Source organism: Lentzea sp. NPDC102401 (assembly GCF_044765805.1).
Classification (GTDB): domain Bacteria; phylum Actinomycetota; class Actinomycetes; order Mycobacteriales; family Pseudonocardiaceae; genus Lentzea; species Lentzea sokolovensis.
Window position 1 is genome coordinate 153,427 of sequence record NZ_JBIWKS010000008.1, and the last position, 25,672, is coordinate 179,098.

Below are 25,672 nucleotides of genomic sequence, written 5' to 3' on the forward strand. Positions count from 1 at the left end.
GCCGACGGTCAGTGGACGGTCAGCGCCTGCCCGCACCTTGTGAGCAACACCGACTCACAGGGGGCAACACCATGAAGAACGTCCTGATCTCCGGCGCCAGCATCGGCGGACCCGCACTCGCCCACTGGCTGCGCCACCACGGTTTCAGCGTCACCGTGGTGGAGCGGGCACGCGGCATGCGGTCCGGCGGCCAGGCCATCGACGTGCGCGGCCCGGCCCTGGAGGTCATCGAACGCATGGGTCTCGGCGACCGGTTGAGGTCGTTCAGCACCAACATGCGCGGCATGAACGTGGTCGACGCCGACGGCAACGAGCTGTACCGCTCCACCACGCACACCCTGAGCGGCGGCGACCTGTCGAGCCCCGACGTGGAGCTGCTGCGCGACGACCTCGCCCGGATGCTCTTCGACGCGGCGGACGGCGTCGAGTACCTGTTCGACGACACGATCACCTCGATCGACGGCACCCGCGTGACGTTCGAGAAGGCGGCCCCGCGCGACTTCGACGTCATCGTCGGCGCGGACGGGCTGCACTCCAACGTCCGCAGGCTGGCGTTCGGCCCCGAGTCGGACTTCATCACGCACCTCGGCATGAACCTCGCCGTCTTCACCGCGCCGAACTTCCTCGGTCTCGACCACTGGCAGACGTTCCAGCAGGGCGAGGTCGTCGGCGGCGGCATCATGAGCGCCCGGTCGAACGCGGAATGCCGTGTCTACATGGGTTTCAACGGTGTGACCGCCTTCGACCACCGCGACGTCGACGCCCAGCGCGCCCTGATCGCCGAGAAGTTCGCCGACGCCGGCTGGGCGTGGCCGACCGCGCTCAAGCACATGTGGGAGGCGCCGGACTTCCACTTCGACTCGATGAGCCAGATCCGGATGGACTCCTGGTCCCGCGGCAACGTCGTGCTGCTCGGCGACGCCGGCTACTGCGGTTCGCCGTTGTCCGGGCAGGGCACCAGCATGGCGCTGGTCGGCGCGTACGTGCTCGCCGGTGAGCTCGCCAAGGACCCGTCGACCGCCTTCGAGCGCTACGAGGAGATCCTGCGGCCGTACGTGGTCGCCAACCAGGACATGGCGCTGAAGAACCAGGCGAACGGCGGCGCGCCCACGGAGGAGTTCGCCGACGTCGTCAACAGCCTCAGCCTTCCCAGTTACTGATCTTCTCCTGGATCGCCGCGCGGACCTCGTCCTCGGGGATCACGGCACCGGTGAACCTCACCACCGCCGTGATCCCCTTGGCGTCGAGGTGGCGGTAGTCGGCGAAGCTCAAGCCCTCCAACGCTTCCCGGATCTCGGAGTCGGCGAACGAGGTGTGGCCCATGACCTCCTGGGCGTCGACCACCTGACCGGCGCGGGCGAACGACAGCCGCGTGAGCCGGTTGACGTTCCAGTAGTGGCTCGCGGCCTTCCCGTTGCGGGACAGGCGTTCCAGCACTTCGCCGCGAGAACCCTGCCAGTTGTTGCCCTCCACGACGAGCACACCGCCGTCGATCTCCAGGGCGATCGAGTCCTCCTCGAACTCGCCCACGACGTCGTCCACGCCGGCGTTCGTGATGATCGTGACCGTCGCCGCCTCACCGAGCACTTCCCTGAGCCACCGGTACGGCCGCTCAGGACGGGAGATCGGCGGCGGCGCCGGTTCGCCGCGCAGCAGGTGCCCGACGCGGTCCGTCTTCTTGTGCAGCAACGGATCCGACACCGGCTGCGGCCAGATCGTCAGCTCGTAGCGTTCGTCGTCCTCGTCACGGCCGCTCGCGCAGACGCGGACCCGGAACTCTCCCGGCCACGGAGCGGTGGCGCCGTGACCGAACCTGGCGTCGCCCTCCACCGCGACGTAGCTGATCTCGGCGACCTCGTCCCAGCTCTCCAGATCCGGCGGTCCCGGCTCGTCCAGCAGGACCCTCACGGACACCGGGACCTGGCCCTGCTCGATGCCCGTGCGGACCGCGAACCCGGTCTCGATCGCGCCCGCCAGGCCCGTCGCCGTGAAGTCCGCCTTGGCCTTGCCCAGTTCCTCGACCAGCACGAACTCGTGGTCGAACACCGGTGCGCTCGTGCTCCAGGACAGGCCCTGGTACTCCCGGCGCCGCTTCTCCAGCAACGCCCTGTCGTAGGCGGGAGGCATGGGGACGTCCGGCAGGATCTCGGCGGCCGCGCCGATCGCGATCCCGATGGCCGCCACCGGATCGGCCGCGGTCGGGGTGCCGAGCGCGTTGAGGATCGCCCTGGACACCGCCACGGCCACCGCCAGGTGCGCGGCCCCGCGTTTGGTGGCGATGGCCGCCTCGTCGCCCGTGACCTCGCTCAGGTCCGGGAGCATCGCGCGCACCTGCTCGACGATCAGGTCGGTGGCGCCCTGGTGCACCGCGTTCACCATGCTCATCGGCGTGGCCAGCGCGCTCTGACCGCTCATCGACATCAGTCCGAAGCTGCTGCCGTCCGGCAACGGCCGCAGTCGCGCGACGAGGTCGGCGGGCGCGGTCAGGTCCAGCCGGGCGACGCCCAGTTCCAGCGCGCCGAGCAGCCGTTCCGCCGGCAGCGAGGGAAACGCGTGCAACGCCTGCTGCACCACGGAACCGACCGCGAAGCGGTCCTGCCTCCTGCGCTCGGTGTGGCGGCCCAGCAGCGCCGCCGGCTCGTCCGGGATGAGCGCCTCGATCGCGGGCACCACGTCGTCGATCAGCCTTCGGAAGTCCCCCATGCCCGTGATTCTGGCATGTCCCGAGCAAAGAATTGGCTCAGACCATTGACGACAAAAGGGATGTCTGAGCAGGCTGAAGGCAGGGTCGTCGCCCCCCGACTCGTGAGGAGGAGTCGTGAGAACTCGCGTTCTCGCCGCGGTCATCGCTGTCACGGCGGCGTTGTCCGTCAGTGCGCAGTCGCAGGCCGCGGAACCACTGCAGAGCCTGGTGCCGGTCCCGGTGTCGGTGCAGGCCAGAAGCGGTGTCACGCACACCCTGACGGCCGCCACGAAGATCTACACGGCTCCGGCCGCACGCGACGTCGGCACCTTCCTCGCCGGAGTCCTGCGGCCCTCGACCGGTTACGCGTTGCCGATGTCCGACGCGACAGGAACGCCGGCGGACGGAATCTCGCTGCTGCTCTCGGGCGCACCCGGCACGGTCGGGGAGCAGGGCTACCAGCTCGACGTCGCCGCGAACAGCATCGTCCTGCGCGCCAACACGTCCGAAGGTCTGTTCACGGGCGTGCAGACGCTGCGGCAGCTGTTGCCCGCCAAGGTGGAGAGCACGACCGCGCAGGCCGGTCCGTGGACCGTGCCGGGCACGCTGATCGTCGACTACCCGCGGTTCTCCTACCGCGGCGCGATGCTCGACGTGGCCCGCCACTTCCACCCGGTCTCCACGGTCAAGCGCTACATCGACCAGCTGGCGTTGTACAAGATCAATTACTTCCACCTGCACCTGAGCGACGACCAGGGCTGGCGGATCGTGATCGACAGCTGGCCGCGCCTCGCCACCTACGGCGGCAGCACGCAGGTCGGCGGCGGCCCCGGCGGCTACTACGCCAAGGCGCAGTACAGCGAGATCGTGCAGTACGCGGCCTCGCGCAAGATCACGGTGATCCCCGAGATCGACCTGCCGGGCCACACCAACGCGGCACTGGCCTCGTACGCGGAGCTCAACTGCAACGGCCAGGCTCCGCCGCTGCGCACGGACATCGAGGTCGGCTACTCCTCGTTGTGCGTGAGCAAGGAGATCACCTACCAGTTCCTGGACGACGTGATCCGCGAGATCGCGGCGCTCACACCCGGCCCGTACTTCCACATCGGCGGCGACGAGGCGCACTCGACGCCGGACGCCGACTACCAGACGTTCATGAACCGCACCCTGCCGATCGTGAAGAAGTACGGCAAGACCGCGCTCGGCTGGCACGAGTTCGTGAAGACCACGACCGACACCACCGCCATCCCGCAGTACTGGGGCACCTCGACGTCCAACGCCGTGGTGCAGGCAGCGGCGGCACGCGGCCACAAGGTCATCATGTCGCCCGCGAACAAGGCGTACCTGGACATGAAGTACAACTCCAGCACGCCTTTGGGCCTGTCGTGGGCGGGTCTGATCGAGGTCCAGACGGCATACGACTGGAACCCCGGAACGCACCTGAGCGGCGTGCCGGAGTCCGCGGTCCGCGGCGTCGAGGCTCCGCTGTGGAGCGAGACGCTGGTGACCGGGCAGGACATCGAGTTCATGGCGTTCCCGAGGCTCGGCGCGATCGCGGAACTGGCCTGGTCGCCGTGGTCGACGCACAACTGGGACCAGTTCAAGGTGCGCCTGGGCAACCAGGGCACGCGCTGGACGACCATGGGCATCAACTTCTACAGGTCCACCCAGGTGCCGTGGGACACCGGCGGCCCCGGGCCCGGCCCCTGCGCGCAGCCGGCGTGGGAGCGCGACAAGGTCTACACCGGCGGCAACGTGGTCTCGCACAACGGCCACAAGTGGACCGCCCAGTGGTGGACGCGAGGTGAGGAGCCAGGCACCACCGGCGAGTGGGGCGTCTGGCGCGACGCAGGCGTTTGCTGATTGCTCCGGTGCGGACGAGTAGCACTCGCCCGCACCGGGTATCAGATTGTCGTGGATGCCCGAGTTGCCGTATTTGCCCCGTCCCCGCAGTTGACCGTGACCGTCGAGGACCTCGATGGCGAGCCGGACGTGCACCTGCACGCCGGTGGCCAGGGTTTCTGGCAGTCCAGGATGATCGCCGCGTTGGGCGTCGAAGCAGTGGTGTGCGCGACGTTCGGCGGCGAGACAGGCCGTGTGCTGCGCACCTTGCTGGAAGGCGAGCACGTCGAACTTCAAGCACGAGAAGTCGCCGCACGCAACGGCGCCTACGTGCACGATCGCCGCGACGGAAGCCGCGACGAGATGGTCGAGATGCTCCCGGACGCGTTGTCCCGGCACGAGCTCGACGACGTGTACGAGTCGGCACTGGTGGAAGGCATCCGTGCGGGCACAGCCGTGCTGAGCGGGCCGTCCGACGACCGGGTGCTGCCCCACGACACGTACTTCCGCCTCACCTCCGACCTGACCGGCAACGGCTGTCGCGTGATCGTCGACCTGGCGGGAGAACGGCTCGCCGAGGCCGTGCGCGGCGGCCCGCACGTCGTCAAGGTGTCGCACGAGGAACTGGGCGAGGAAGAGCTGCCCAAGCTCATCGAGAAGGCCCGCGAGATCGCTTCTTCGTGCGTGCACGGCGTGGTGGTGTCCCGTGCCGACGAACCAGCGTTGGCGCTGCTCGAAGAGCAGCTGTACCTCGTGCGGATGCCACGGCTGGAGCCCGTCGACACGCGTGGCGCGGGTGACTCCATGACCGCGGGGATTTCGGCGGGCCTCGCGCTGGGTATGTCGCTGACGGACGCGGTGAAGCTCGGAGCGGCCGCCGGCGCGGTGAACGTGACCCGGCACGGCCTCGGCAGCGGGGGCGGAGAGGCGGTGCGCGAGCTGAGCAAACGCGTGGAACTGGAGCCGATCGAGGAATGAGCGGATGCGCGCGCTGATCACGAACGACGACGGAATCGACTCGCCCGGCCTGGCGGTGCTGGCGTCCGCGGCCCTGGAGGCAGGCCTGGAGGTGGTGGTGGCGGCACCGGCCACCCAGGCCAGCGGCACGAGCGCCTCCGTCGCGGCGGCGGGCGAGAACGGCCGGGTGGCGAGCGAACGCCGTTCGCTGCCCGGCCTCGACGTGGAGGCCTACGCGGTCGCGGCGCATCCGGGGCTGATCTCGCTCATCGCGTGCCGCGGCGGCTTCGGCGGCAAGCCCGACGTGGTGCTGTCCGGGATCAACCTCGGCGCGAACGTCGGCCGCGCGATCCTGCACTCCGGCACCGTCGGCGCGGCGCTGACCGCGCACCTGAACGACGTCACGTCGATGGCGGTGTCGCTCGACGTGGGGTTGGACGAGCCCGAACCGTTGTGGGACAAGGCGGGCGAGGTGGTGCGCGTCGTGCTGCCGGTGCTGCTGGAGATGCCCGCGGCCCCGGTGCTGTCGGTGAACGTGCCGAACATCGCCGACGTGCGCGGACTTCGCTGGGCCGAGCTGGCGCGGTTCGGCACCGTGCAGAGCCGCGTGGACGAACTGGACGACGGCGAGGTCGAGCTCGTCCACGTCTACGCGGAGGAGTCACTGGTGCCCGGCACGGACACGGCGTTGCTGGCCGAGGGTTTCGCGACCGTGACGGCGTTGCGCTCGGTGGACCGCGATGTCAGTTCTGAGCGCGCTTTGCCGGCCTGGCCAGCGTGATCACGAGCCCGATCAGGGCCGTCCGCACCTCGAGAAAACTTTCGGTCGTCAGGTCGTTGAGCGAGAAGGCCAGCATCCCGAACGACAACAGCAGGAGAATCCCGTACATCCGCGCGAGGTCGTGCCGCCACGCCATCGCGACGCCCAGCGCTCCGACCCCGATCTGCACCACGTGGTAGTTCGGGTCCAATCCGAACACGTCGAACCATCCGAACGCGAGCTGCAGCAAGCCCGCCGTGAGAGTGAGCGCCTGCGGCCTCGTGAACTCGAACTGATCGTTCAGCAAGGCCATGGGTCTCTACCCTTCGGATCGCCGCCAGACCGCGTCGTACTTCGCCTGTCGCGCGCGGTCCCTCACGGCGTTTCGTTCCCGGCGACCCTGAGTCGCCGACCCTCGTGGATACCCGTACTTCGTGAGCCGGTAATCCACGCTTTCGGGTGCGTAGGAAAGCGCGAAGTACAGTCCTACAACGAAACCGAGCGCTCCGCACGCGATTGCGAGTGGCCACGCCGAGTCGAGTCCGAAGACCAGCGCCAGCGTGATGGCCGTCGTCAGCGGTGTGACCTGCACAAGACTGCGCACCGTGAAGCGCACCAGCCACTTCGGACCGGTCACGTCCTCGAAGACGAACTCCCGGTACTTCTGCGGAAGCCTGCCGCCGGCGTAGTACCAGAGCTTCAGCGCCGGGTTCATCGGGTGGCCTTGGCGATCACCTTGTGCAGCACCTGGTTCAGCTGCGCGAGCTCTTCGAACGTCATGTCGAGCTGCTCCACGACCTTGAAGGGAATCTTCAGCGCCTCTTTTCTCAGTTCCTGCCCGGCCTCGGTCAGGGTGAGCGCGAGCGCGCGTTCGTCCGCCTTGTCCCGCTGCCGCTCGACGTAGCCGACCGCCTCCAGCCGCTTGAGCAGCGGGCTGAGGGTGCCGGGGTCGAGCTGCAGGACGTTGCTCAGGTCCTTGACGGTGCGCGGCGACCGTTCCCAGAGCGCCAGCATCACCAGGTACTGGGGATGAGTGAGGTTCAGAGGCTCCAGGATCGGGCGGTAGACCGCGATGACCGTCCGGCTGGCCACGGCCAGCGCGAAGCAGACCTGCCGCTCCAGTTCGAGCGGGTTCTCCGGAATACTTGGTGTACTAATCATTGGTGTACACACTAACTCGGAGGCGCGCTCAGGTCCAAGAGATGTGGTGCAGTGCTCAGGCGGTCACTTCAGGGCCTCCGCCAGGACCTCGGCGGTGACGGCGGCGCCCGCGCGGGTCATCACGGTGCCGCCGTGGTCGACCTCGTTGATCAGCACGGGTTCGTGCAGCGCGGGCAGCGCGGCGCGGAACTCCTGGGCCTGCTCGACGGTGTAGGCGGGCGGGCTGTCCGGGCCGGTGCTCCACTCGGCGTGCAGGAACCAGGTCGGCACGGTGAGTTCCCGCCAGCGCGACTTGCCGAAGATGACGTCGGTGGCGTCGGCGATCAGGGTGTCGGCCGGCAGCCTCAGGTGGCCGTCGGCGGTCAGGTCGTGCGCGAAGTAGTCGCGGATCAACGGGTCGGTGGCGTCGATCAGCGGGTTCACCACGGCCTGGACGGCGAGGTACTCGTCGACGGTCCAGGTGCGTTCGCGCGCGGCCAGCTGCGGGGCGAACGCGGCTGAGAGCAGTTCCTCGGTCATCTGAGCGTGGGCGGGCATCGGGAAGCCACCGTCCACGAGCACGAGCGTGCGCACGCGGTCCGGGTGACGTACGGCCAAGTCGACGGCCACGTACGCGCCCATGGACATGCCACAGACCGTCACGGTCTGGAGGTCGAGGGCGTCGAGCACGCGGACCATGTCGTCGGCGTGCTGACCGATGCCCGCGCCGAGGACCGCGGAGCTGTCGCCGCGGCCGCGCAGGTCCGGTGCGATGAGGGAGAAGTGGTGGGCCGCCACCCAGTTCCAGAGCTTGCGGCTGCCGCTGACGCCGTGGATCGCCAGCACGGGCGGGGTGTCGCCGTCGTGGATCTCGACGGCCAGGTCGCCACCGTCTACCGGGACGAACATGCGGACTCCTCAGGCCTTGCCGGGATTGAAGAGGTTCAGCGGGTCGAGCGCGTGCTTGATGGCCTGCTGCACGGCGTGTGCGCCGGGGCCGAGCTCGCGGATCATGCCGTCGCGCTTCAGAAGGCCGACGCCGTGCTCGCCGGTGACGGTGCCGCCCAGTGCCAGGGCCTGGTCGATGATGTCCTCGAACGCCGCCTGCGCCGCGATCCTGGCGTTGTCGTCGCCGGGCGGGGTGATCAGCAACGGGTGCAGGTTGCCGTCGCCGGCGTGGGCGATGGTCGCGATCCGGACCTGGTGGCGCGCACCGATCTCCTCGATGTGCGCGAGCATCGCGGGGACCGCGGACCGGGGCACGCACACGTCCTCGGTGAGCAGCGGGCCCAGGCGTTCGAGCGCCGGGTAGGTGAGGCGGCGGGCGGCGAAGAGGGCCTCGGCCTCGGTCGAGTCGGTGGACCGCTCCGTCCAGACGGCGCCCGCGTCGGTGAAGGCCGCGACCAGCCCGTCGGCGTCGGGCGTCTCGGCGCGGGCCAGCAGCATGGCTTCGGTGTCCGGCTCGATGCCGAGGTGCTTCCAGTCCTCGACGGCCTGCAGGCACGCGCGGTCGATCAGTTCCAGCGCGGCGGGTTGCAGACCTCGGCTCGTGCTCAGAGCAACGGCCTGACCTGCGGCGACGAGGCTGTCGAACGCGCCGACGACGGTGTCCGCGGGCCGTGGGGCCGGGCGGAGGCGGACGGTGATCTCGGTGACGACGCCGAGCGTGCCCTCGGACCCGACGAGCAGGCTGGTCAGGTCGTAGCCGGCGACACCCTTGGTGGTGCGCCTGCCCAGACGTACCGCGGTGCCGTAGGGGACAGGGCCGCCCAGCACGGCTTCCAGGCCGAGCACGTAGTCGCGCGTCACGCCGTACTTGAGGCAGCACAGGCCGCCCGCGTTCGTGGCGACGTTGCCGCCGATCGTCGACCACGGCGAGCTGGCCGGGTCCGGCGGGTACCAGAGTCCTTGCGCGGCAACGGCTTTCTTGAGGTCGTCGTTGACGACGCCCGGTTGCACGACGGCGAGCAGGTTGTCCCGGTCGATCTCGATGATCCGGTTCATCCGGCTCAGGTCGAGAACCAGGCAGCCGTTCGTCGCGTTGGCGCCGCCGGACAGGCCCGTGCCCGCACCTCGCGGCACGATCGGGACGCTGTGCTCGGCGCAGGCTTTCACGGCCCGCTGAACGTCCTCTGTGGACTGCGGCCGGAGCGCCGCGTACGGCGTGCCCGCCGGTGCCCACTCGGCCTCGTCGTGACTGAGGCCGGCCAGCGTGTTCGGATCGGTGATGAGGTTCGGCAGCTTCATGATCGCTCCAACGCGCCGTGCGCGGCCTTGTGCGCGACACGTTCCAGCGCCGCGCCCCATTCGGCGGGCGTGGTGCCGGCGTGGATCGGGACCGCGCCCATGCCCGCCACCGCGAACCGGGCGAAGAGCACCAGGTCGAAGGCCTGGTCAGGGGAGGCGAGCGGCGGGGTCAGGATCGTCGCGATCTGCGCGGCGCCCGTGTTGAGCTCCTGCGTGCCGGTCGCGATGAGATCCGGTTCCTTGACGATCACCGCGCGGCGGCCGAGTTCCAGCGCCCACTGCTCGGGGGTGATCGTGTCGACGGCCGTGCGCACCGCCGTCGTGAGCGCCGCGACGGGATCCGGGTCCGGGGCGAGGGCACGAACGACCCGGCTGAGGAACGCGTCGTACCAGAAGATCGCGGCCTTGGTGCCGAACGTGCGGAAGAGCGTGCGTTCGGAGACGCCCGCCCGATCGGCGATGGCCTTGGTCGACGTGGCGGCGAAGCCCTGGTCGAGGCACAGGGCGATGGCCGCCTCCTGGATCGCGAGGCGGGTGCGCAGGTCCTTCGCGGCGCGCGTGGTCAAGGTGTCCACGTCGCTACGGTAGCGCGAAGCGTCAGTTACTGCCAGAAGTTTTGGCAGTAACTGACGCTTTTTGAAGCTTTAGAGCGCGCGGACGGCCGCGCCGAGGCGCGTGATGCCCTCGTCGATCTGCTCCGGCGTGACGCCTGAGAACGCGAGGCGGAGGGCGTTGTCGCCGCCCTCCAGCAGGAAGTCGGAGCCCTTCACGAACTCGACGCCGTGCTCCTTCGCGACCGGCACCAGCTTGTCGATCGACACACCCGGCAGCTCGACCCACATGAAGTAGCCGCCCTGCGGCGCGGTGAAGACCGCCTCCGGCAGCTCACGCCGCAGAGCCGCCACGAGAGCGTCCCTGCGCGCACGCAGCGCCGTGCGGACGTTCACGACCGACTCGTCGAGACGGCCGGAGCGGCAGTACGAGTTCACGATCGACTGCGCCACCATGTTCGGCGAGATGTACGTGGTGGTGGCGATGTCCTGGACGGCCTTGATGACGGCCTTCGGGCCCACCAGGTAACCGCAGCGAATGCCGGGCGCCATGGTCTTCGAGAACGACGACGCGTAGACGACCTTCTCGTTCTTGTCCTGCGAGAGCATCGTCGGCAGCGGCTCTCCCTCGAACCGCACCTTGACGTAGGGGTCGTCCTCGAACAGCACGAAGTCGTACTTGGCCGCGAGGTCGAGCAGACGCGCGCGCTTCGCCTCGGACAGCGTGTAGCCGGCCGGGTTGTGGAAGTTCGGGATGATGTGCGCGAGCTTCGGGCGCACACCGCTCTCCAGCAGCTTCTCGAGCGCGTCGACGTTGATGCCGTCGGTCTCCAGCTCGATCGCGTGGATCTTGGCGCCGCGCTGGCGCAGGTTCAGCAGCGTGCGGTCGTAGGTCGGAGCCTCGACCACCACGTCGTCGCCCTGCTGGACGAGCAGTTCGAACAGGAACGCGTCGGCCTGCATCGAGCCGTTGGTGACGAGCACCTGCTCCGGCGCGACGCCGTGCTGCTCCGCGAGCCAGGTGCGCAGCGGGACGTAGCCGACGCTCGTGCCGTACGCGAAGGTGCCGCCGGGGTCGTCCGTGAAGGCTTTCTGCGCTGCTTCGCGCAGGCCTTCCTGGTCGATGATGTCGAGAGAGGGCGCTCCGCGCGTGAACAGGATCGAGGCCATGCGCGGAGCGTACAACTCCCACAATCTGGGCTACGGCCTATATGCGTATGAGTTGAGCAGGCTCACCGCCGCCTGGGCGTCGCCCAGGTGATAAAGATCGACTGCCAGGAAGTTCGGCTTCTTCCTCGCCGCTGGCTGGCAGAACTGCTGCGCCCGGTTCGCGAGCTTGCCGTTGTCCGTCGTGGCGGTGCCGGTGAACGGAACGTCCCGGAAGTGGTTCATCACGAACAAAGGCTGGAAGCTGCCCGTCGCCGTGAGCGGTTTTTCATCCCATCGGCTGTAACAGGACCAGTCGGAACTACCCAGACCCGAACCCATCGACCAGTAGTTCTCGACAGTCCAGTCCTTCTGGTAGAGCACGCCGCTGTCCTCGCGCCCGTCCTTGCCGTGGTCGGTGAAGATGATCAGCCGCTTGTTGCTGCTCTGCAGCTGGCTGCGCGTGGGCCACCCGTTCTGCTGCACGCCCTCCGCCCGGTACAGGACGTCGTTCAGCCCCTGCACCTTGCGAAGCTCGGCGCGCAGCGTGTTCGCGTCGACGTAGTCCTCCAGGAAGACCGTGATGATCTCGCCGCGGTTGTTCTTGAGGAAGTCCACGATCCGCTGGACGTCCACGTTGAGCGCCACCGGCTTGCTGACGAGCGTGCAGCTGTTGTGGCACAGGATCGCGCCGTCCGGGGTCTGGTGAATGTCCAGCATGAAGCCCCGCACGCCGTCGCCCAGCTGCTGCACGATGCCGCGAGTCTGGTTCTTGGCGAGGTTGACGAACGGCGGCGCGAACCCGCCGTCCACCCCGTTCGCATAGGCGTTGTGGGCGGTCAGGAACGTCATCTGGTCGAGCCGCGGATCCGCCGGCATCGGCTCGGTCTGACCGCTGACCGGCGTCAGGTACCAGCGCGACTCGCCATTCAGACTGAAGAATTCCCATTGATCACCGAACTGACGGGGCTCGTGAACCGTATCCCCTTGTGAACACGAACCCATGGTGAGCTGACGGGTGATGCACTGACCCGGCGAGTCGGTGTTCTCGAACCTCCCGTCGCTCAGCCGCCACTGCTGGCGGTCCTCGTTGCCTTTGGGGCGGTGCAGCGCCAGTCCACTGCCGCTCTGGGCGACGTTGAGTCCGGTGCTGACACTGGTGACGTAGAACGTGCCCGCGGGAGCCGCGTCGGCGGTGGCGGGTACCAGGGGAAGTAGCAGCAGGGCTGCGATGGCAGGGAGGTATCGCATGGTGACCAGAGTCATGCACCGGGGTGAAACATGAAACGCTTTCAAGGGTGTGAACGTTTAACACTGTGGGTATCCCCAGCATCGTGAATCGCTCTTGACGAGCAGGGGAACCACGCGGGAACCAGTACGTCGCAGTACAACTCCACGGCAGCCGTCGCCCGACCGAAGGGTTAGGGCCGGTACTCGGGCGCCGCCTTCACAAGCCGCGCAGGGTTCGACTCCCTCGGTTGCCACTTGCTCCGGGCACGTCCCGTGAGCGCACGTCGTCGACATCCCGCGGCGGCAAGTACAGGCGTCGTGGTCGACGGACCGCGGCGCCTGTGTCGTCTCAGAACGGCGGATCGCCCCCGAACGTCGTGCCGGCATCACGGTCACGCGGCGTGGTGCGGGACCTGCCCAGGGCTCGCAGCTGATCGCCGACGTACCTCAGGCCCTCACGCAGCTGTTCCTTGCTCGCCTCGGCACGACGTTCGACGCCCATGACGCCGTTCAGTTCGCTGTTGACCGCGCCGGGATGGCGGCCGGAGTCGGTCGCCAGCAGGAAAGCGGCCTTGTTGAGGGACTTCCGCAGGCTGTGCGAGGTGGTGATCTTGGGTGTGGAGCGGTGCGGTGGCCACGGGAGCGGCGCGGCCTGGCGCCGGGGGAGTGGAGCCGGTGCGGCGTGGTCCTGAGGCCGCGGGGCTCGGCGGTCGCGGTTCGCACGGCAGGTCGTGCGTTCGGCCGGTGTCAGGTGAGCCCAGCACGCCATGGGGGTTCGCGGCGAGGCCGGCAGGATCGGGTACGCCCCAGTCCGCCGCGCGGGCCTCGCAGCGACGGCCGTCCTTGCGCTGCCGGACGCACTGCGGCGCCGTCACCGCGCGGCCGAACCCGGCAGGCGACCACGAGGTCCGGAGTGGACTGAGGAGAGGGAACGCATGGCGGTACCAGGCCTTTCGATCGTCGTGGCTTTCCGAACTAGCTGATGTGACCACGATGACAGACGGGTCTGACACTCCCGAGAAGTCCAGCTCAGCGCCCGTTCTGGAGGTCTGGGCACGAAGAAGCCCGCCCGGCGCGTACCGAGCGGGCCTCCAAGAGCTGAATCAGATGGCGCGGACGTCCTGCGCCTGCGGCCCCTTCTGACCCTGGCCGATCTCGAACTCCACGCGCTGCTGCTCTTCCAGCGACTTGAAGCCCGAGCCGGAGATCTGCGAGTAGTGCACGAACACGTCCGGACCGCCGCCGTCCTGCGCGATGAATCCGAAGCCCTTCTCGCCGTTGAACCACTTCACGGTGCCCTGCGCCATACCGAATGCTCCCTAGATGTTGGTCCCTCGCCAGAGCGAGGTGCGCGGGCAGTCTGCCAGTCGACGGTCTCTCTCACATCGTGGTTAGCCCGGTGGTGTGACGAAGTAAGTTGAACGTGGTACCCCGAGAGGAGCAGGGATGACGAACTGGCTGGACGTCGCGCACGAGGTGGCGGCGACGCTCAGGTCCGACGCGGCGGACAGGGACCGGGCGAACCAGCCACCCGTCAAAGAGGTGGAACTGCTCAGGCAGAGCGGCTTGCTGAACGTCGGCGACTGGACTCAGCAGCAGAAGATCGGCCGGATCATCGGGGCCGCCGACGCCAACATCGGGCACCTCCTCGGGTACCACTACCTGCAGATCTGGCGCAGCGGCCTGTTCGACGCGCCGTTCAGCGTCCGGCCCGACCAGTTCTGGGCCGGTGTCAGCAACCCGCTCGACGCGGCGCTCGAACTCAGCCCCGCCGAAAAAGGTTTCGTCCTCAACGGTCGCAAGACGTTCGCCACTGGAGCCGCCGTCGCCGACCGCCTAGTGGTCAGTGCGACCCGCACGGACAACGGCGAGAAACTCACCTTCCTGCTCGACGGGAAAGCCGCCGGAATCACCTACTTGGACGATTGGGACAACATCGGCCAGCGCCTCACCGCGTCCGGTGGCGTGAACTTCGAGAACGTCGCGGTCACTGAGATCCTCGGCGTCCAGCCGGCGAACGAGGACCCACAGATCAGCCTCGCCGCGATCGGCTTCCAGCTCGTGCTCGCCCAGCTCTACGTGGCCATCGCGGAAGGCGCGCTCGCCGAAGCCGCCGACTACACCCGCACGAAGACCCGCCCGTGGTTCGTCAGCGGCGTCGAAACGGCCACCGAGGATCCGTACATCGTCGCGGCCTACGGCGAGATGGTGTCCCAGACCAGGGCCGCCGGGCTGCTCGCGGACGAAGCCGCGCGGCAGCTCTGGGAGGCGACCGAACTCGGCAGGCACCTGACCCCGGCCAAGCGCGGCGAGGTCGCGGTCACGATCTCCGAGGCCAAGGTCGTCAGCACCAAGCTCGTCAACGAGGTCACCAGCCGCATCTTCGAGCAGGTCGGCGCGCGCGGCACGGCGGCCAAGTACGGCGTGGACCGCTTCTGGCGCAACGCCCGCACGCTCACGCTGCACGACCCGGTCGTCTACAAGGCACGCGAGGTCGGCGAGCACTTCCTCACCGGCGCGCGCCCCGCGCACACCGGGTACAGCTGATGCAGCCGGTCCTCGCCGACTCGGTGAAGCTCACCGAGAACGGCGTCCTGATCCTCGACCGGCGGCAGTTCCCGTTCGAACGGAACTGGGTGCTCTGCCGCACGGCCGAGGAGGTCGCGCGGGCCATCGAGGACATGGTCACCCAGTCCTCCGGCCCGTACTTCGCGGTGCTGTTCGCCCTGGTGCTCAAGGCACGCACCCTCGAAGGCCTGCCGTTCGAGAACGCCCGCGCGCAGCTCGCGGAAACCGCACGGATGCTCGAGAACACCAGGCGCACCAACAACGCCCTGCGCAAGGCGACCAAGATCGTGCTCGAACACGTGGACGCCGCGCAGGACATCGCGCACGCGGTGACCGGCGCCGAGGAAGGCGATCGCAGGTACCGCGCCAAGAGCCAGGCGCTGGGGGAGCACACGGCGAACCTGCTGCCCGCCGACGCCACGGTCATGACCCACTGCTGGGCCGACCTGTACCTCACCGAAACGGTCAAAGCCGCGCAGGCGCAAGGCAAGCGGCTCAAGTTCTTCTGCACGGAGACCAGGCCGTACCTGCAGGGAGCCCGGCTCACCGCGGAGACGTTGATCGAGATGGGCGTCGACACCACGCTCATCACGGACGGCATGGGCGCCGCCGTCCTGCAGAGCGGGCAGGTCGACGCGTTGGTCACGGCGGCCGATCGCGTCACCATGGACGGGCACGTCGTCAACAAGGTCGGCACACTGGGGCTGGCCGTGGCGGCGCACGCGTTCGGAGTACCGTTCCACGCCCAAGTGCAGGCACCCGATCTGCAGGCGCCGACGACGGAACACGTCGAAATCGAGTACCGCGACGGCTCGGAAGTGTTGCAGGTCCTCGGCAGGCCCAGTGCCACGCCGAGGGTGAAAGGGCACTACCCGGCGTTCGACGTGACACCGCCGCGCTTCGTCACGACCGTGGTGACGGACCGGGGTGTCTTCGACGCCGGCGCGCTCGACGAGTACTACGAGGGAGAACAGCGGTGAGCAAGTGGGTCGTGCTCGACATCGAGGGCACGCTGAGCGCGACGGACCAGGTGCTGGTCGTCCTCTACGACTACGCCCGCCCCCGGCTCGGGCCGTGGATCGAGCAGCACGGTGACGACCCGGTGGTGGCCGACGCCGTCAAGCAGATCAAGGAACTGAGCGGGCACGACGACGTTGTCAAAGCGCTGCACGACTGGATGGACGCCGACCAGAAGGTCACGCCGCTCAAGACGTTGCAGGGCCTCATCTGGCAGCAGGGCTATGCGCAGGGCGACCTGGTGGCGGAGTTCTTCCCGGATGTCGTCCCCGCGATCCGCAAGTGGCACGACGACGGAGTGAAGCTCGCGATCTTCAGCTCCGGCTCGGTCGCGGGCCAGGTCGCGTTCTTCCAGCACACCACGGACGGCGACCTGACCCCGTTGCTGGAGCACCACTTCGACACGGTCAACGCCGGTCCGAAGCGCGAAGCCGCGTCGTACCACAAGATCGCGGAGACGCTCCAGAGCGACGACATCACTTTCTACAGCGACGTTCCGGCAGAGCTGCACGCCGCGCAGGAGGCGGGCTGGAAGACGGTCGGCGTCGCCCGCGCCGGTGAGCCGTACGGCAACGCCGACTTCACGCCGCACCCCACGGTCTGGGAGCTGTCGTGACGGCGGAGCTCGCCCGCGAGTGCGTCCGCTACGCCCAGATGGGCTGGATGCGCGGCACGAGCGGCAACCTCTCCGTTGTCCTGCAGCGTGATCCGCTCCGGCTCGCGGTCACGGTCAGCGGCGTCGACAAGGGCGAGATCACCGCGGACGACAGCGTGGTCATCGACGTCGACGGCAACGCGGTCGACTCGCCGAAGGTCCCGTCCGCCGAAGCGGGCCTGCACGCCAGGATCGCCCACGTCTCGGGTGCCGGCGCCGTCGTGCACGTCCACGCGCTGGCCACCGTTGTGGCGGCGGAACACTGGCCCGACGGCGTGGTGCTCAAGGACCTGGAGATGCTCAAGGGTTTCGGACGGCACGACCACGAAGAGGTCGTGATCCCGGTCGTTCGCAACTCGCAGGACATGCTCGAACTGGGCGACGCCTTCGAGAAGGGCTTCGACCCGAAGGTCCCGGCACTGCTCGTCGCGCGGCACGGCGTGTACGTGTGGGGCGATGACCTGATGCAGGCACGGCACCGCCTGGAATGCCTGGAGTGGTTGCTGCGCTTCAAGGTGGAGACGCGAGACATCTTTACGGGGAGGCACTCATGACGCTGTTGACCGTGTGGCCGGAATCCGGCCCCGAGGAGACCGTCCTGCGCACCACCGACGCCGAGGAGATCGCCACCGCGCTCAAGGAGCACGGCGTGCGCTTCAGTCGCTGGTCCGTTGTGGACGGTGTCACCGCCGAGAACGCCCTGGACATCTTCAAAGACGACATCGCCCGCGTCAGCGAGACGGAGGGCTACGGCTACGTCGACGCGATGGAGATGACGCCGGCCGACACCGACGAGTACCGCGCGAAGGCCGTCGAGTTCCGCGACAAGTTCCTCGCCGAGCACACCCACGACGACGACGAGGACCGCTACTTCGCCCGTGGCGCAGGGGTTTTCTACCTGCACATCGGCGACAAGGTCTACGCGGTGTTCTGCACGGCGGGCGACCTGCTGAGCGTTCCGGCGAACACGACGCACTGGTTCGACATGGGCACGACGCCGGACTACGTGTCGGTCAGGTTCTTCCACGACGACGACGGCTGGATCGGGAACTTCACCGGCAGCGACATCGCGAAGAAGTTCCCGACCTTCGACGAGCTCAGTTCAGGAATGTGAAAAGTTCGCCTATCTGAACATTGTTCCGGAATTTGAACGAGCTATTGATTCCCTCCGCCCTCTGACCTCACAGTGGTACAGACCACTTATCGAAGGTCGGAGGGATTCACCGTGGAAACCCCTGCACTCCACACACGACGATCCGTGCTCGCCCTCGCGTTGACCGCACCCCTGCTCGTGGCCCCGGCGGCTCAGGCCCTCGCTCAGCCGCCGTCCGCGCAGTGGGTGTCGGCGCCGTACACCTACACCGTCCAGAAGCCGTACAACCTGGCTCTGAGCAGCCGTTACACGTTCTCCGGCGGCGTGCACACGATGTGGGTGTACGACTACGACCAGCCGCACACCCAGGGCAGCCCGACGGATCCGCGCACCGAGATGCGCTTCAACCAGGAGTACTCCAGCGGGTCGCGCGCCTGGGAGGGCGAGATCTTCATCCCGGCCGGTGTCAGCGGCCCGACCGTCGTGCAGATCCTGCGCGGCAGCCGCCCGGACGGCACCCGCGCCACCGACGTGATGCTCAACGTCGCCAACATCAACGGCGGCACCCTGCGCAAGGACAGCAACCAGGTCATCGCGACCGGCATTTACAACAAATGGTTCAAGATCCGCGTCGAACACACCGCCGTCGCGGGCGGCCGGGGCACCGTGAAGACCTACTACAACGGCGCTCTCAAACTCACCCACCAGGACGAGGGCCCGGCGACGCGCTATTTCAAGAACGGCGTCTACCACCACGGCAGCGGCCGCGCGGAGGCCCGTTTCCGCAACATCACCTACTGGCGCCAGTAATCCCTTCTTCCGGGACCCTAGAGTGAGTGCATGAGCTCACAGGTGGCGGTGGCATCGCTCGGCGGCACGATCACGATGACGGGCTCCGGCGCGGTGTCGCCGACCCTGGGCGCCAAAGACCTCGTCCAGGGCCTCGAGGTGGGCGAGATCGCCACCCTCGCCACGATCCCCGGCGCCTCGCTCACGTTCGCCACGCTGCTGGACGCCTTCGACTGGGCCGACAAGCAGGTTTCCCAAGGCGCACAAGGTGTCGTGGTCATCCAGGGCACCGACACCCTCGAAGAGACCGCGTACTTCTTCGACTGCCTGTGGCCGCACGAGGAACCGATCGTCGTCACCGGCGCGATGCGGCACCCAGGACTCCCCGGCGCGGACGGCCCCGCCAACCTCGCCGCGGCCGTTTCCGTTGCGGCTGCCCAGAACTCACGCGGGCGCGGCGCGTTGCTCGTCCTCAACGACGAGATCCACGCCGCCCGCTGGGTCCGCAAGACGCACAGCAGCCTGACGAACGCCTTCACGTCGTTCCCCGGCCCGCTCGGACTCGTCGTCGAAGGCGCGCCGCGGTACTTCCATCCCGCGCACCGGCTTCCGGCGTTGCCGCGACCTCTCGACGCGCCCGCGGTTCCGCTCATCGAGGCCACTGTGGACGATGACGGCGCGATCCTCGACTGGCTCAACGTCAAGGGCGCCGTCGTCGCGGCCGCGGGCGTCGGTCACGTGTCGCAGGGCATGGCCGAGGCGATCTCGCGGGCCCAGTTCCCGGTGGTGGTCGCGACGCGGACAGGCGCCGGGACGACGTTCCGCGACACCTACGGCTTCACCGGATCCGAGTCGGACCTGATCCAGCGCGGCGCGGTGATGGCCGGGTGGTTGTGCCCGCGCAAGGCACGCGTGCTGCTGCGGCTCACGCTCGGCTCGCAGTGTCCGATCGAGGACGTGTTCGCCGCCCGCGGTGACGTCTTCTGAACTGGTGCTCCTTGACGACGGTGGCCAGGTCATGACCGACCTGCGCGCCGGGCAGTTGCTGGACGAGGGCTGTGACTTCGTGTTGATCGGCCGGGCTGGCACCCTCGCGCGGGACCTCCCTCTGCAGGTGCTGCGCACGAGCGGACTCGCGCGTTGCTCGCCGGGGTCCTGATCTCCTTGTCCAGCAACGAGATCAGGACCACCGACCGGACTCTCTTCGAGAGCGGCGACCGCGAGGCACTAGGCAGCGCGGATCGCATTGGTTCTCGGTCTTCGGAGCGGGTCGATGAACGCCGGTGGGCGGAAGGCCGGGACGCCGTCGAGCATCTGGACCTGCCACTCCGACTGGTGGGCCAGGTCGTGGTGACGGCGGCAGAGCAGGGTGAGATTGGCCGCGTTGGTCTCGCCGCCCTCGGACCAGTGCCTGATGTGGTGGGCTTCGCAGTGCGTGGGCGGGCGGGTGCAGCCGGGGAAGGCGCAGCCCTTGTCACGGGCCACGAGGACGCGGCGCAGACCGGCGTTGATCGTCCTGGTCCTGCGGCCCACGTCGTAGACCTGGGAACGGCTGCCCAGCAGGACGGGGATGACGCCCGCGTCGCAGGCGACCTTGCGGACCTGGTTCATCGGCAGGTGATCGCCGTTGTCCAGCAGGGCGCCGCCGATGCCCTTGCGCAGCTTGTCGAAGTCGACCGTGACCGTCAGCTGGACTCGCTCGCCGCCGTGGATCCTGTTGCCGCTCGCGCGCAGGGCCAGATCGACCACCTCGCACAGGGCGTCGCCGTCGCGTTCTGACGCGAACCTCAGGTCGTGGGGTTCGGGCTTGGCCAGTGGGTCGATGAGAGCGTCGAGCTTCGCTCCCGTCTCAGCGTCCAGGTCGGCGGACAGCAGGTACCGGCCCGCCCTCCACTGGCGCCGCAGGGAGTTCTTCTGCTGGACCGGCTCCGGCTCCTTGGGCTCCGGGCCGTCCTGGTCGAGCCGGTAGGCCAGCTCCTTGCAGAACGCCTTCGCCGAGCGAGGTTCGTGCTGGAGCGCGTAACCGACGACGTGCTCTTCCGCCACGGAGGGCAGGCCGGCCATCGCCTCGGCCAGCACCTCCACGTGGTCCTCGGACAGTTCGCCCTCGGCCATCGCGGCCGCCACGCCCGGCAGCGCCGGGGCGATCTGGGAGCCGGTGGGCGTGATCGTGGGGCACAACGCCTGCGCCTGCTTGATCTTGCGGCGCGAGACCTTGGGATCCCAGCGCAGCGCGTGCTTGAAGACCTCGATCAGATCCTTGTACCCCAGCGTTTCCGCCGCACCCTGCTGGTCCAGCGCGCCGATGATCTCGAGGACCTGGAACTGGAGCTGGTGCAGCGCACGGACTTTCCGCTTGAGCTCGTCGAGGAGCTCAAGCGGGGAAGCGAGTCCGAGGGCTGTCATGCGTTCATCGTGGCATGAACAGGTGTTCGAATTCCATTCCACGATTCGGTGAACGTGCAGGTCAGACCCTATGGCGCCGTGTGTGCCGCACGGCGCCATAGGTCATCACGTTTTCACCCGAACGAGCCCGTGGCATGGTTCAAATCCAAGCCATACCGTCACTGAGCATGACCGCGATCATTTCGACTCCGTACAGCCGGGATCTCGGCGACGAGCTACGCCGTCTGAGAGAGACCACCACCCTTTTCCACGGCCGTGCGATGGCCGTCCAGCTCGGCTGGGATCCGAGCAAGGTGTCCGACATCGAACTCGGCAAGGTACGGGCCAGCGAGATCGACCTCGTCCAGTACCTGACGACGTGTGGCAAGGACATCGACTTCATCGATGCGTTCCGTGGCCGCTACTACAACGCGTTCGACCTGTTCTTCGCGCAGCTGCCGGACGACCTGCGCACGCTCGCCATGGCCGAGGCGATGGCCACGAAGATCATCAGCCTCGACATCATGACGGTGCCTGGTCTCGTGCAGGTGGAGGACTACGCGCGGGAGCTGTTCGTCGATTCCCACATCGAGGCGCCCGAGGACATCGAGAAGTTCGTCCGTGCGCGCATGGAGCGGCAGGCGATCATGAGGCGCCCGAGTCGTCCGGAGTGCTTGTTCTACGTGCACGAGCTGGCGTTGCGGATGCAGCTGGGCAGTGCCGCGGTCCGTGAAGATCAGTACCTGCGTCTCCTCTTCAACACCCACATGCTCCGGGTCGTGCCCGCACACATCACGGCTTTCCGTTCGCCTTGCGTGCTGTACGAGTTCGAGAAGGCGTTGCCGGTCGTGTACTGCGAAACCGACATGGCGAAGGTGTTCGCGCAGGACAAGACCGCTGTCGCGCGGGCGAGGAGGCTCTTTCAGCGGCTGGATGCCGTTGCCCTGGATGAGGAACAATCGCGGAGCAAGCTGATGGAGTATGTCAGCGGCCTGCGAGAGGACTCGGATGTTCCAGGAACGGACTTGGCGTAAGAGCAGCTACAGCGGTGGCAGCGGCTCGGGCAACTGCGTGGAGGTGTCGCTGGCCGAGGACGCGCTGGTGCGGGACACGAAGAACGCGAGCGGTGCGGTACTCGCGTTCTCCACCCCTGCCTGGCGCGCCCTGATCAACTCGCTCTGACCACCGACGTGTTCGCGGTCTCGACCGTCACCCGGACGGTCTGAGGCGCGAGCGACTGCAGGTACTGCGCGTGGTCCGAGCCGATCGTGTCGCTGAACGCGATGAACGCCAGGCGCGGCAGCTCGAACGCGGTCGTGGCGCAGAACTCCTCCAGGCGGTCGAAGCCGCGCCGGATGCCGGTGGCGTCGAGGCCGAACACGGCGTGCCGGTCGAGCTTGGCGGCGCCGACGTCGAGCAGGTGCAGCGCGTGCATGGCGTGCGTGAACGCCATCGCGCACACCTCGATGCGCGAGCACGCCATCAGCAGCGTCCGCACCATCGACGGGTGCAGTGACTTGCCGGACGTGCGCAGGACGACGTCGATTCCGGCGGCGCGGAACAGTTCGACGATCTCGAACAGGCCGGGGACTCCCAGCGGTTCCCCGCCTCCCAGCGTGACGGTCTCGGGGCGCATCGAGATGAGCGCCTGTGCGATGTGCAGCATTCGGTCGTGGCTGAGCCGCGCGTGTGCGACGTCCCAGGTGATGTCCATGCGATCGGGCCCCCTTCGGCGGATACGCCGATCCAAACGAGGACGAAGTCCCGCCGTCAGGTGACCGGTGTCCCGACTAGGAGGGACTTCCCAGCCCGGCCTCCCGGGCCCGCACGATGGCCTGCGCGCGATCGGCCACCTGGAGCTTGGTGAAGATCGCGGAGACCCGGTTGCGCACGGTCTTGCCCGAAAGGCTCAGCCTGTGCGCGATCGACGGGTTGTCGAGCCCGGACGCCATCAGCTCCAGCACGTCCCGTTCGCGGTCGGTGAGCTGCGGGAACAGCACCGCCTTGGACGAGGAGATCGCGGTGAAGTAGCCCATCATGCGCTGGGCGATGGTGGCGCTGAAGATCGCTTCTCCGGCTCCTATCGCCTGCACGGCGCGCACGATCTCGTCGTCGTCGGTCGTCTTGACCAGGTAGCCGCGGGCTCCGGCCTTCATCGCCGCGAACACGAGTTCGTCGTCCTCGTGCATGGTCAGCACGAGGACACCGATGTCCGGCAACACCTCACGGATCTGCTTCGCGGCCTCGACCCCGCCCAGCACGGGCATGTGCAGGTCCATCACGACGACGTCCGGTTCCAGGTCGAGGACGACCTTGACGGCCTCCTGCCCGTCGGCGGCGTCACCGACGACCTCAAGGCCGTCCTCCCCGTCCAGCAACGCTTTCAGCCCGCGCCGGAACACCGGGTGGTCGTCCGCGATCACCACGCGCGTCACTGGGCCTCCAACGGGATCCGCGCCACCACCCGAGTGCCGTGTGGTTCCGCGGGTCCTACTGTGCACGATCCACCCAGCTCCGCGCACCGTTCCCGCATCGAGTCGAGGCCCACGCCCGGCTTGGAATCAGCCGCGACCCCACGTCCGTCGTCCACGATCTCGACGATCAGGTCGCCGTCGGCCCGCACCGTGATCTTGCACGTCGACGCGCCCGAGTGGCGGGCGGTGTTGGTCAACGCCTCCGCGACGATCCGATAGGCCGCGACTTCCACGGCCGCGGACAGCCCCTCGATCTCCTCGGCCTCGACCTGAACCCGCAGGTCGCCGTTGAAGCGTGCGGCCTCATCGCGCACGGCCAGGGCCAGGCCCTGGTCGAGGATCGGCGGCCGCAGCCCGTCCACGAGGCTGCGCACCTCGCCGGCCGTCGAGTCGACATCGCCCAGCACCGGGTCCAGCACTTCGCCCAGCGAGCGGCGCAACGCCTTGAGCTGCAACCGGATCCCGACCAGCGCCGGTCCGACGCCGTCGTGCAGGTCGCGCCGCAACCGCAGCCGTTCCTCCTCGCGGGCGCGCACGAGCCGTTCGCGGGCGAGCTGCAGATCGGCGGTCAGCTTGATCGACTGCGCGGCCGGAGCGGTGGAGCGGGCGAGATCGACGAGCAGGCTCAGTTCCTGATCGCTCAGCCGTTCGTCGGGCGCCCGCGGCTCCACGACGAGATCGCCGACGACAGAACCCCGGTACGTCATGGGAAAGCGCAGCTGCGGCCATCCGCGACTGCGTCCGTGCTCGGCCAGCACCGAACCGCCGCGAATCGCCACGTACGGCAGCTTCAACGACTCCGCGACGGTCTGCGCGACGGTCGGCAGCACGTCCTGCGAGCGTTCGAGCTTCTCGCTCAACGTGGACAGGGTCGCGTAAGGATCCGAGCGCTGGCCGTACAGCCACCGGTCGAGCTTGCGCTGCACCCAGCTGCGAATCGGCGCGAACGCGAGCCCCGCCGCGACCACGCCGATCACCTCGGCGTCGTTCGTGAACAGCTCACCCGCACCGACCATCACGCCGAGATAGACGAGCAGCAGCACCACGGTCAACGTGCCGTAGAGCAACGACCGGTGGATCAGCAGGCTGATGTCGTACAGGCCGTACCGCACGATCGCGATGACCGCGGCGGCCGGAAACGCAAGCACACCAACGATCCACGCGATGTGCCCGTCCGTCGTCTCCACGACGGTCGCCACTCCGGCGAGCGTCAGCAGCGCGAACGCCCACACGAGCAACCGGCGTTCGTCTCCTTCAGCTCTCCGCCACCGCAGAGCCAAGGACACCACTGCTGCCAGCACGGAGACCCCGGCCGCGAGCACGGCGACGAGCGTGATCGTCTTCGCGAGCCCGCCGCCACTGCTCTGCCAGAACGAGGCGGGATCGCCCCACGACGCCCAGGCGATCCCGATCGTGCCGGCGACAGCGCTGAACAGGGACGCGCCGATGGCGATCCACCAGCGGTTGCTCAACGGCCTGCCGTTCGGGAAGACCAGTGCCACAGCGGGCAACAACGCGTACGTGGGCCACCAGACCCACGCCTCGACCCATCGGGCGGGATGGTCCTCGGGCTGACCCGCGACCGCGATGGCGACGGCGCCGAACACGCCCATGGCCAGCAGCAACCACCCGACGGACGACCTGCGGACGTGGCCGATCACCCGCACCCCGAGCAGGGTGCAGGCGAACGCGACCAGCCAGTTCCGCGGATGCGAGACCGCGCCGGTGACCGCTGTGTGCACGACGGCGAAGAGCACACAGGCGGCCACCAACGCGCCGATGACCCGAGCGAGGGTGACCTCGCGCCGGGTCAGTCGCTGAGCCAGTGCCACAGGTTGTGGAACGGAGAACCGGCGTCGAGGGTGGAGAGCCCACCCGGCCAGCCCTGGAACGTCATGATCCGATGGCGGAGCTCTTCGACGGTCACCGGCTTGGCCGGCTGGTGAGAGTGATCGAAATCGACGTCCCCAGGCGGCGCGTTCATCGCGCGCGCCTGAAGCTCCGCGTACCAGGCGAGGAGCTCTTCGTCGGACATGTGCGAGAAGTACGGCGGTACTTCTACGTTCTGCCGGGGTTTCGACATGCCTGGAAGGAGTCATGGGCACTCGTCTGGATACACGAGTGCCCACGAACTT

At 68.2% G+C, this 25,672-nt stretch carries 30 protein-coding genes; 14 read left to right on the forward strand and 16 right to left on the reverse strand.

Going from position 1 to position 25,672, the window contains the following annotated elements; all coding sequences use genetic code 11:
- The first annotated feature begins 71 nt into the window (after positions 1-71).
- The gene (locus ACIRG5_RS27085) at positions 72-1,160 is read left to right on the forward strand and encodes an FAD-dependent monooxygenase (RefSeq protein ID WP_402909341.1); all 1,089 of its coding nucleotides are present in this window, start codon (positions 72-74) and stop codon (positions 1,158-1,160) included.
- On the opposite strand, the gene ACIRG5_RS27090 is transcribed toward ACIRG5_RS27085, so the two are convergent.
- Positions 1,141-2,703, reverse strand: a complete 1,563-nt coding sequence (locus ACIRG5_RS27090) for a hypothetical protein (protein WP_402909344.1) — start codon at positions 2,701-2,703, stop codon at positions 1,141-1,143. The two genes, ACIRG5_RS27085 and ACIRG5_RS27090, sit on opposite strands and share 20 nt — an antisense overlap.
- 115 nt (positions 2,704-2,818) lie before the next feature.
- Between ACIRG5_RS27090 and ACIRG5_RS27095 the strand changes: the two genes are divergently transcribed.
- From ACIRG5_RS27095 to surE, 3 genes are all read left to right on the forward strand, one after another.
- Entirely contained in the window at positions 2,819-4,546 is a 1,728-nt protein-coding gene (locus ACIRG5_RS27095) for a family 20 glycosylhydrolase (RefSeq protein ID WP_402909347.1), read from the forward strand.
- A 96-nt stretch (positions 4,547-4,642) separates the two neighbouring features.
- Entirely contained in the window at positions 4,643-5,503 is an 861-nt protein-coding gene (locus tag ACIRG5_RS27100) for a 1-phosphofructokinase family hexose kinase (RefSeq protein WP_402909349.1), read from the forward strand.
- Between the two features lie 4 nt (positions 5,504-5,507).
- The gene (gene surE / locus ACIRG5_RS27105) at positions 5,508-6,263 is read left to right on the forward strand and encodes a 5'/3'-nucleotidase SurE (protein WP_402909352.1); all 756 of its coding nucleotides are present in this window, start codon (positions 5,508-5,510) and stop codon (positions 6,261-6,263) included.
- Here the strand turns inward: surE and ACIRG5_RS27110 are convergent.
- The 10 genes from ACIRG5_RS27110 to ACIRG5_RS27155 all read right to left on the reverse strand — a co-directional run bounded on the left by ACIRG5_RS27110 (position 6,226) and on the right by ACIRG5_RS27155 (position 13,863).
- Positions 6,226-6,555 carry a hypothetical protein gene (locus ACIRG5_RS27110; RefSeq protein ID WP_319978022.1) on the reverse strand — a complete coding sequence of 110 codons (330 nt, stop codon included), beginning with the start codon at positions 6,553-6,555 and terminating at the stop codon, positions 6,226-6,228. The two genes, surE and ACIRG5_RS27110, sit on opposite strands and share 38 nt — an antisense overlap.
- A gap of 6 nt (positions 6,556-6,561) precedes the next feature.
- Positions 6,562-6,957 (reverse strand): DUF5313 family protein, encoded by a 396-nt coding sequence (locus ACIRG5_RS27115; protein ID WP_402909355.1) that lies wholly within the window; start codon positions 6,955-6,957, stop codon positions 6,562-6,564.
- Positions 6,954-7,403, reverse strand: a complete 450-nt coding sequence (locus tag ACIRG5_RS27120) for a MarR family transcriptional regulator (protein ID WP_330270664.1) — start codon at positions 7,401-7,403, stop codon at positions 6,954-6,956. Before ACIRG5_RS27120 ends, ACIRG5_RS27115 begins: the two co-directional genes overlap by 4 nt.
- A gap of 63 nt (positions 7,404-7,466) precedes the next feature.
- Positions 7,467-8,291: an alpha/beta fold hydrolase gene (locus ACIRG5_RS27125; protein WP_402909359.1), complete on the reverse strand. Its 825-nt coding sequence runs from the start codon at positions 8,289-8,291 to the stop codon at positions 7,467-7,469.
- 9 nt (positions 8,292-8,300) lie between these two features.
- Positions 8,301-9,629, reverse strand: coding sequence for an FAD-binding oxidoreductase (locus ACIRG5_RS27130; RefSeq protein ID WP_402909362.1), 1,329 nt, complete (start codon positions 9,627-9,629; stop codon positions 8,301-8,303).
- Positions 9,626-10,204 (reverse strand): TetR/AcrR family transcriptional regulator, encoded by a 579-nt coding sequence (locus tag ACIRG5_RS27135; protein ID WP_402909365.1) that lies wholly within the window; start codon positions 10,202-10,204, stop codon positions 9,626-9,628. The genes ACIRG5_RS27130 and ACIRG5_RS27135 overlap by 4 nt, the downstream gene beginning before the upstream one ends.
- 69 nt (positions 10,205-10,273) lie before the next feature.
- Positions 10,274-11,350, reverse strand: coding sequence for a PLP-dependent aminotransferase family protein (locus ACIRG5_RS27140; protein ID WP_402909368.1), 1,077 nt, complete (start codon positions 11,348-11,350; stop codon positions 10,274-10,276).
- 30 nt (positions 11,351-11,380) lie between these two features.
- A complete protein-coding gene (locus ACIRG5_RS27145; protein ID WP_402909371.1) occupies positions 11,381-12,577 on the reverse strand; it encodes a PI-PLC domain-containing protein in 1,197 nt (398 codons plus the stop codon).
- Between the two features lie 328 nt (positions 12,578-12,905).
- A complete protein-coding gene (locus ACIRG5_RS27150) occupies positions 12,906-13,325 on the reverse strand; it encodes a hypothetical protein (protein WP_402909373.1) in 420 nt (139 codons plus the stop codon).
- Positions 13,326-13,659: 334 nt separating this feature from the next.
- The gene (locus tag ACIRG5_RS27155; RefSeq protein ID WP_030479286.1) at positions 13,660-13,863 is read right to left on the reverse strand and encodes a cold-shock protein; all 204 of its coding nucleotides are present in this window, start codon (positions 13,861-13,863) and stop codon (positions 13,660-13,662) included.
- Between the two features lie 139 nt (positions 13,864-14,002).
- Between ACIRG5_RS27155 and ACIRG5_RS27160 the strand changes: the two genes are divergently transcribed.
- From ACIRG5_RS27160 to ACIRG5_RS27195, 8 genes are all read left to right on the forward strand, one after another.
- Complete coding sequence (locus tag ACIRG5_RS27160) at positions 14,003-15,103, forward strand: acyl-CoA dehydrogenase family protein (RefSeq protein WP_402909375.1); 1,101 nt, start codon at positions 14,003-14,005, stop codon at positions 15,101-15,103.
- Positions 15,103-16,104, forward strand: a complete 1,002-nt coding sequence (locus ACIRG5_RS27165; RefSeq protein WP_402909377.1) for a s-methyl-5-thioribose-1-phosphate isomerase — start codon at positions 15,103-15,105, stop codon at positions 16,102-16,104. Before ACIRG5_RS27160 ends, ACIRG5_RS27165 begins: the two co-directional genes overlap by 1 nt.
- Entirely contained in the window at positions 16,101-16,757 is a 657-nt protein-coding gene (gene mtnC, locus ACIRG5_RS27170; RefSeq protein WP_330270656.1) for an acireductone synthase, read from the forward strand. The genes ACIRG5_RS27165 and mtnC overlap by 4 nt, the downstream gene beginning before the upstream one ends.
- Positions 16,754-17,350 (forward strand): methylthioribulose 1-phosphate dehydratase, encoded by a 597-nt coding sequence (gene mtnB, locus ACIRG5_RS27175; RefSeq protein ID WP_402909379.1) that lies wholly within the window; start codon positions 16,754-16,756, stop codon positions 17,348-17,350. The genes mtnC and mtnB overlap by 4 nt, the downstream gene beginning before the upstream one ends.
- Complete coding sequence (locus ACIRG5_RS27180) at positions 17,347-17,910, forward strand: 1,2-dihydroxy-3-keto-5-methylthiopentene dioxygenase (RefSeq protein ID WP_402909382.1); 564 nt, start codon at positions 17,347-17,349, stop codon at positions 17,908-17,910. Before mtnB ends, ACIRG5_RS27180 begins: the two co-directional genes overlap by 4 nt.
- 111 nt (positions 17,911-18,021) lie before the next feature.
- Positions 18,022-18,699, forward strand: coding sequence for a polysaccharide lyase family 7 protein (locus ACIRG5_RS27185; protein ID WP_402909385.1), 678 nt, complete (start codon positions 18,022-18,024; stop codon positions 18,697-18,699).
- 30 nt (positions 18,700-18,729) lie between these two features.
- Positions 18,730-19,665 carry an asparaginase gene (locus ACIRG5_RS27190; RefSeq protein WP_402909387.1) on the forward strand — a complete coding sequence of 312 codons (936 nt, stop codon included), beginning with the start codon at positions 18,730-18,732 and terminating at the stop codon, positions 19,663-19,665.
- Between the two features lie 4 nt (positions 19,666-19,669).
- The gene (locus ACIRG5_RS27195) at positions 19,670-19,837 is read left to right on the forward strand and encodes a hypothetical protein (protein WP_402909390.1); all 168 of its coding nucleotides are present in this window, start codon (positions 19,670-19,672) and stop codon (positions 19,835-19,837) included.
- A 68-nt stretch (positions 19,838-19,905) separates the two neighbouring features.
- On the opposite strand, the gene ACIRG5_RS27200 is transcribed toward ACIRG5_RS27195, so the two are convergent.
- A complete protein-coding gene (locus ACIRG5_RS27200) occupies positions 19,906-21,084 on the reverse strand; it encodes a DUF222 domain-containing protein (protein WP_402909392.1) in 1,179 nt (392 codons plus the stop codon).
- A 167-nt stretch (positions 21,085-21,251) separates the two neighbouring features.
- Here ACIRG5_RS27200 and ACIRG5_RS27205 point away from each other — a divergent pair, with 167 nt between their 5' ends.
- Positions 21,252-22,097: a helix-turn-helix domain-containing protein gene (locus tag ACIRG5_RS27205; RefSeq protein WP_402909394.1), complete on the forward strand. Its 846-nt coding sequence runs from the start codon at positions 21,252-21,254 to the stop codon at positions 22,095-22,097.
- The gene (locus ACIRG5_RS27210; protein ID WP_402909397.1) at positions 22,072-22,245 is read left to right on the forward strand and encodes a DUF397 domain-containing protein; all 174 of its coding nucleotides are present in this window, start codon (positions 22,072-22,074) and stop codon (positions 22,243-22,245) included. Before ACIRG5_RS27205 ends, ACIRG5_RS27210 begins: the two co-directional genes overlap by 26 nt.
- Here ACIRG5_RS27210 and ACIRG5_RS27215 read toward each other — a convergent pair.
- From ACIRG5_RS27215 to ACIRG5_RS27230, 4 genes are all read right to left on the reverse strand, one after another.
- Complete coding sequence (locus ACIRG5_RS27215) at positions 22,232-22,777, reverse strand: hypothetical protein (RefSeq protein WP_402909400.1); 546 nt, start codon at positions 22,775-22,777, stop codon at positions 22,232-22,234. The genes ACIRG5_RS27210 and ACIRG5_RS27215 overlap by 14 nt on opposite strands.
- Before the next feature lie 76 nt (positions 22,778-22,853).
- Positions 22,854-23,498 carry a response regulator transcription factor gene (locus ACIRG5_RS27220; RefSeq protein WP_093599306.1) on the reverse strand — a complete coding sequence of 215 codons (645 nt, stop codon included), beginning with the start codon at positions 23,496-23,498 and terminating at the stop codon, positions 22,854-22,856.
- Positions 23,495-25,369 (reverse strand): sensor histidine kinase, encoded by a 1,875-nt coding sequence (locus ACIRG5_RS27225; protein WP_402909401.1) that lies wholly within the window; start codon positions 25,367-25,369, stop codon positions 23,495-23,497. Before ACIRG5_RS27225 ends, ACIRG5_RS27220 begins: the two co-directional genes overlap by 4 nt.
- Positions 25,348-25,620, reverse strand: coding sequence for a hypothetical protein (locus ACIRG5_RS27230; RefSeq protein ID WP_319978044.1), 273 nt, complete (start codon positions 25,618-25,620; stop codon positions 25,348-25,350). The genes ACIRG5_RS27225 and ACIRG5_RS27230 overlap by 22 nt, the downstream gene beginning before the upstream one ends.
- Positions 25,621-25,672 lie beyond the last annotated feature (52 nt).

Excerpts from the sequence above, each read along its gene's own strand:
- ACIRG5_RS27145 (WP_402909371.1), bottom strand. The coding sequence starts at position 12,577 with ATGCGATACCTCCCTGCCATCGCAGCCCTGCTGCTACTTCCCCTGGTA.
- ACIRG5_RS27125 (WP_402909359.1), bottom strand. The coding sequence starts at position 8,291 with ATGTTCGTCCCGGTAGACGGTGGCGACCTGGCCGTCGAGATCCACGAC.
- surE (WP_402909352.1), top strand. The coding sequence starts at position 5,508 with ATGCGCGCGCTGATCACGAACGACGACGGAATCGACTCGCCCGGCCTG.
- ACIRG5_RS27165 (WP_402909377.1), top strand. The coding sequence starts at position 15,103 with ATGCAGCCGGTCCTCGCCGACTCGGTGAAGCTCACCGAGAACGGCGTC.
- ACIRG5_RS27230 (WP_319978044.1), bottom strand. The coding sequence starts at position 25,620 with ATGTCGAAACCCCGGCAGAACGTAGAAGTACCGCCGTACTTCTCGCAC.
- ACIRG5_RS27110 (WP_319978022.1), bottom strand. The coding sequence starts at position 6,555 with ATGGCCTTGCTGAACGATCAGTTCGAGTTCACGAGGCCGCAGGCGCTC.
- ACIRG5_RS27115 (WP_402909355.1), bottom strand. The coding sequence starts at position 6,957 with ATGAACCCGGCGCTGAAGCTCTGGTACTACGCCGGCGGCAGGCTTCCG.
- ACIRG5_RS27180 (WP_402909382.1), top strand. The coding sequence starts at position 17,347 with ATGACGCTGTTGACCGTGTGGCCGGAATCCGGCCCCGAGGAGACCGTC.
- ACIRG5_RS27215 (WP_402909400.1), bottom strand. The coding sequence starts at position 22,777 with ATGGACATCACCTGGGACGTCGCACACGCGCGGCTCAGCCACGACCGA.
- ACIRG5_RS27200 (WP_402909392.1), bottom strand. The coding sequence starts at position 21,084 with ATGACAGCCCTCGGACTCGCTTCCCCGCTTGAGCTCCTCGACGAGCTC.
- ACIRG5_RS27090 (WP_402909344.1), bottom strand. The coding sequence starts at position 2,703 with ATGGGGGACTTCCGAAGGCTGATCGACGACGTGGTGCCCGCGATCGAG.
- ACIRG5_RS27210 (WP_402909397.1), top strand. The coding sequence starts at position 22,072 with ATGTTCCAGGAACGGACTTGGCGTAAGAGCAGCTACAGCGGTGGCAGC.
- ACIRG5_RS27140 (WP_402909368.1), bottom strand. The coding sequence starts at position 11,350 with ATGGCCTCGATCCTGTTCACGCGCGGAGCGCCCTCTCTCGACATCATC.
- ACIRG5_RS27130 (WP_402909362.1), bottom strand. The coding sequence starts at position 9,629 with ATGAAGCTGCCGAACCTCATCACCGATCCGAACACGCTGGCCGGCCTC.
- ACIRG5_RS27150 (WP_402909373.1), bottom strand. The coding sequence starts at position 13,325 with ATGGCGTGCTGGGCTCACCTGACACCGGCCGAACGCACGACCTGCCGT.
- ACIRG5_RS27155 (WP_030479286.1), bottom strand. The coding sequence starts at position 13,863 with ATGGCGCAGGGCACCGTGAAGTGGTTCAACGGCGAGAAGGGCTTCGGA.
- ACIRG5_RS27085 (WP_402909341.1), top strand. The coding sequence starts at position 72 with ATGAAGAACGTCCTGATCTCCGGCGCCAGCATCGGCGGACCCGCACTC.
- ACIRG5_RS27120 (WP_330270664.1), bottom strand. The coding sequence starts at position 7,403 with ATGATTAGTACACCAAGTATTCCGGAGAACCCGCTCGAACTGGAGCGG.
- ACIRG5_RS27205 (WP_402909394.1), top strand. The coding sequence starts at position 21,252 with ATGACCGCGATCATTTCGACTCCGTACAGCCGGGATCTCGGCGACGAG.
- ACIRG5_RS27190 (WP_402909387.1), top strand. The coding sequence starts at position 18,730 with ATGAGCTCACAGGTGGCGGTGGCATCGCTCGGCGGCACGATCACGATG.
- ACIRG5_RS27160 (WP_402909375.1), top strand. The coding sequence starts at position 14,003 with ATGACGAACTGGCTGGACGTCGCGCACGAGGTGGCGGCGACGCTCAGG.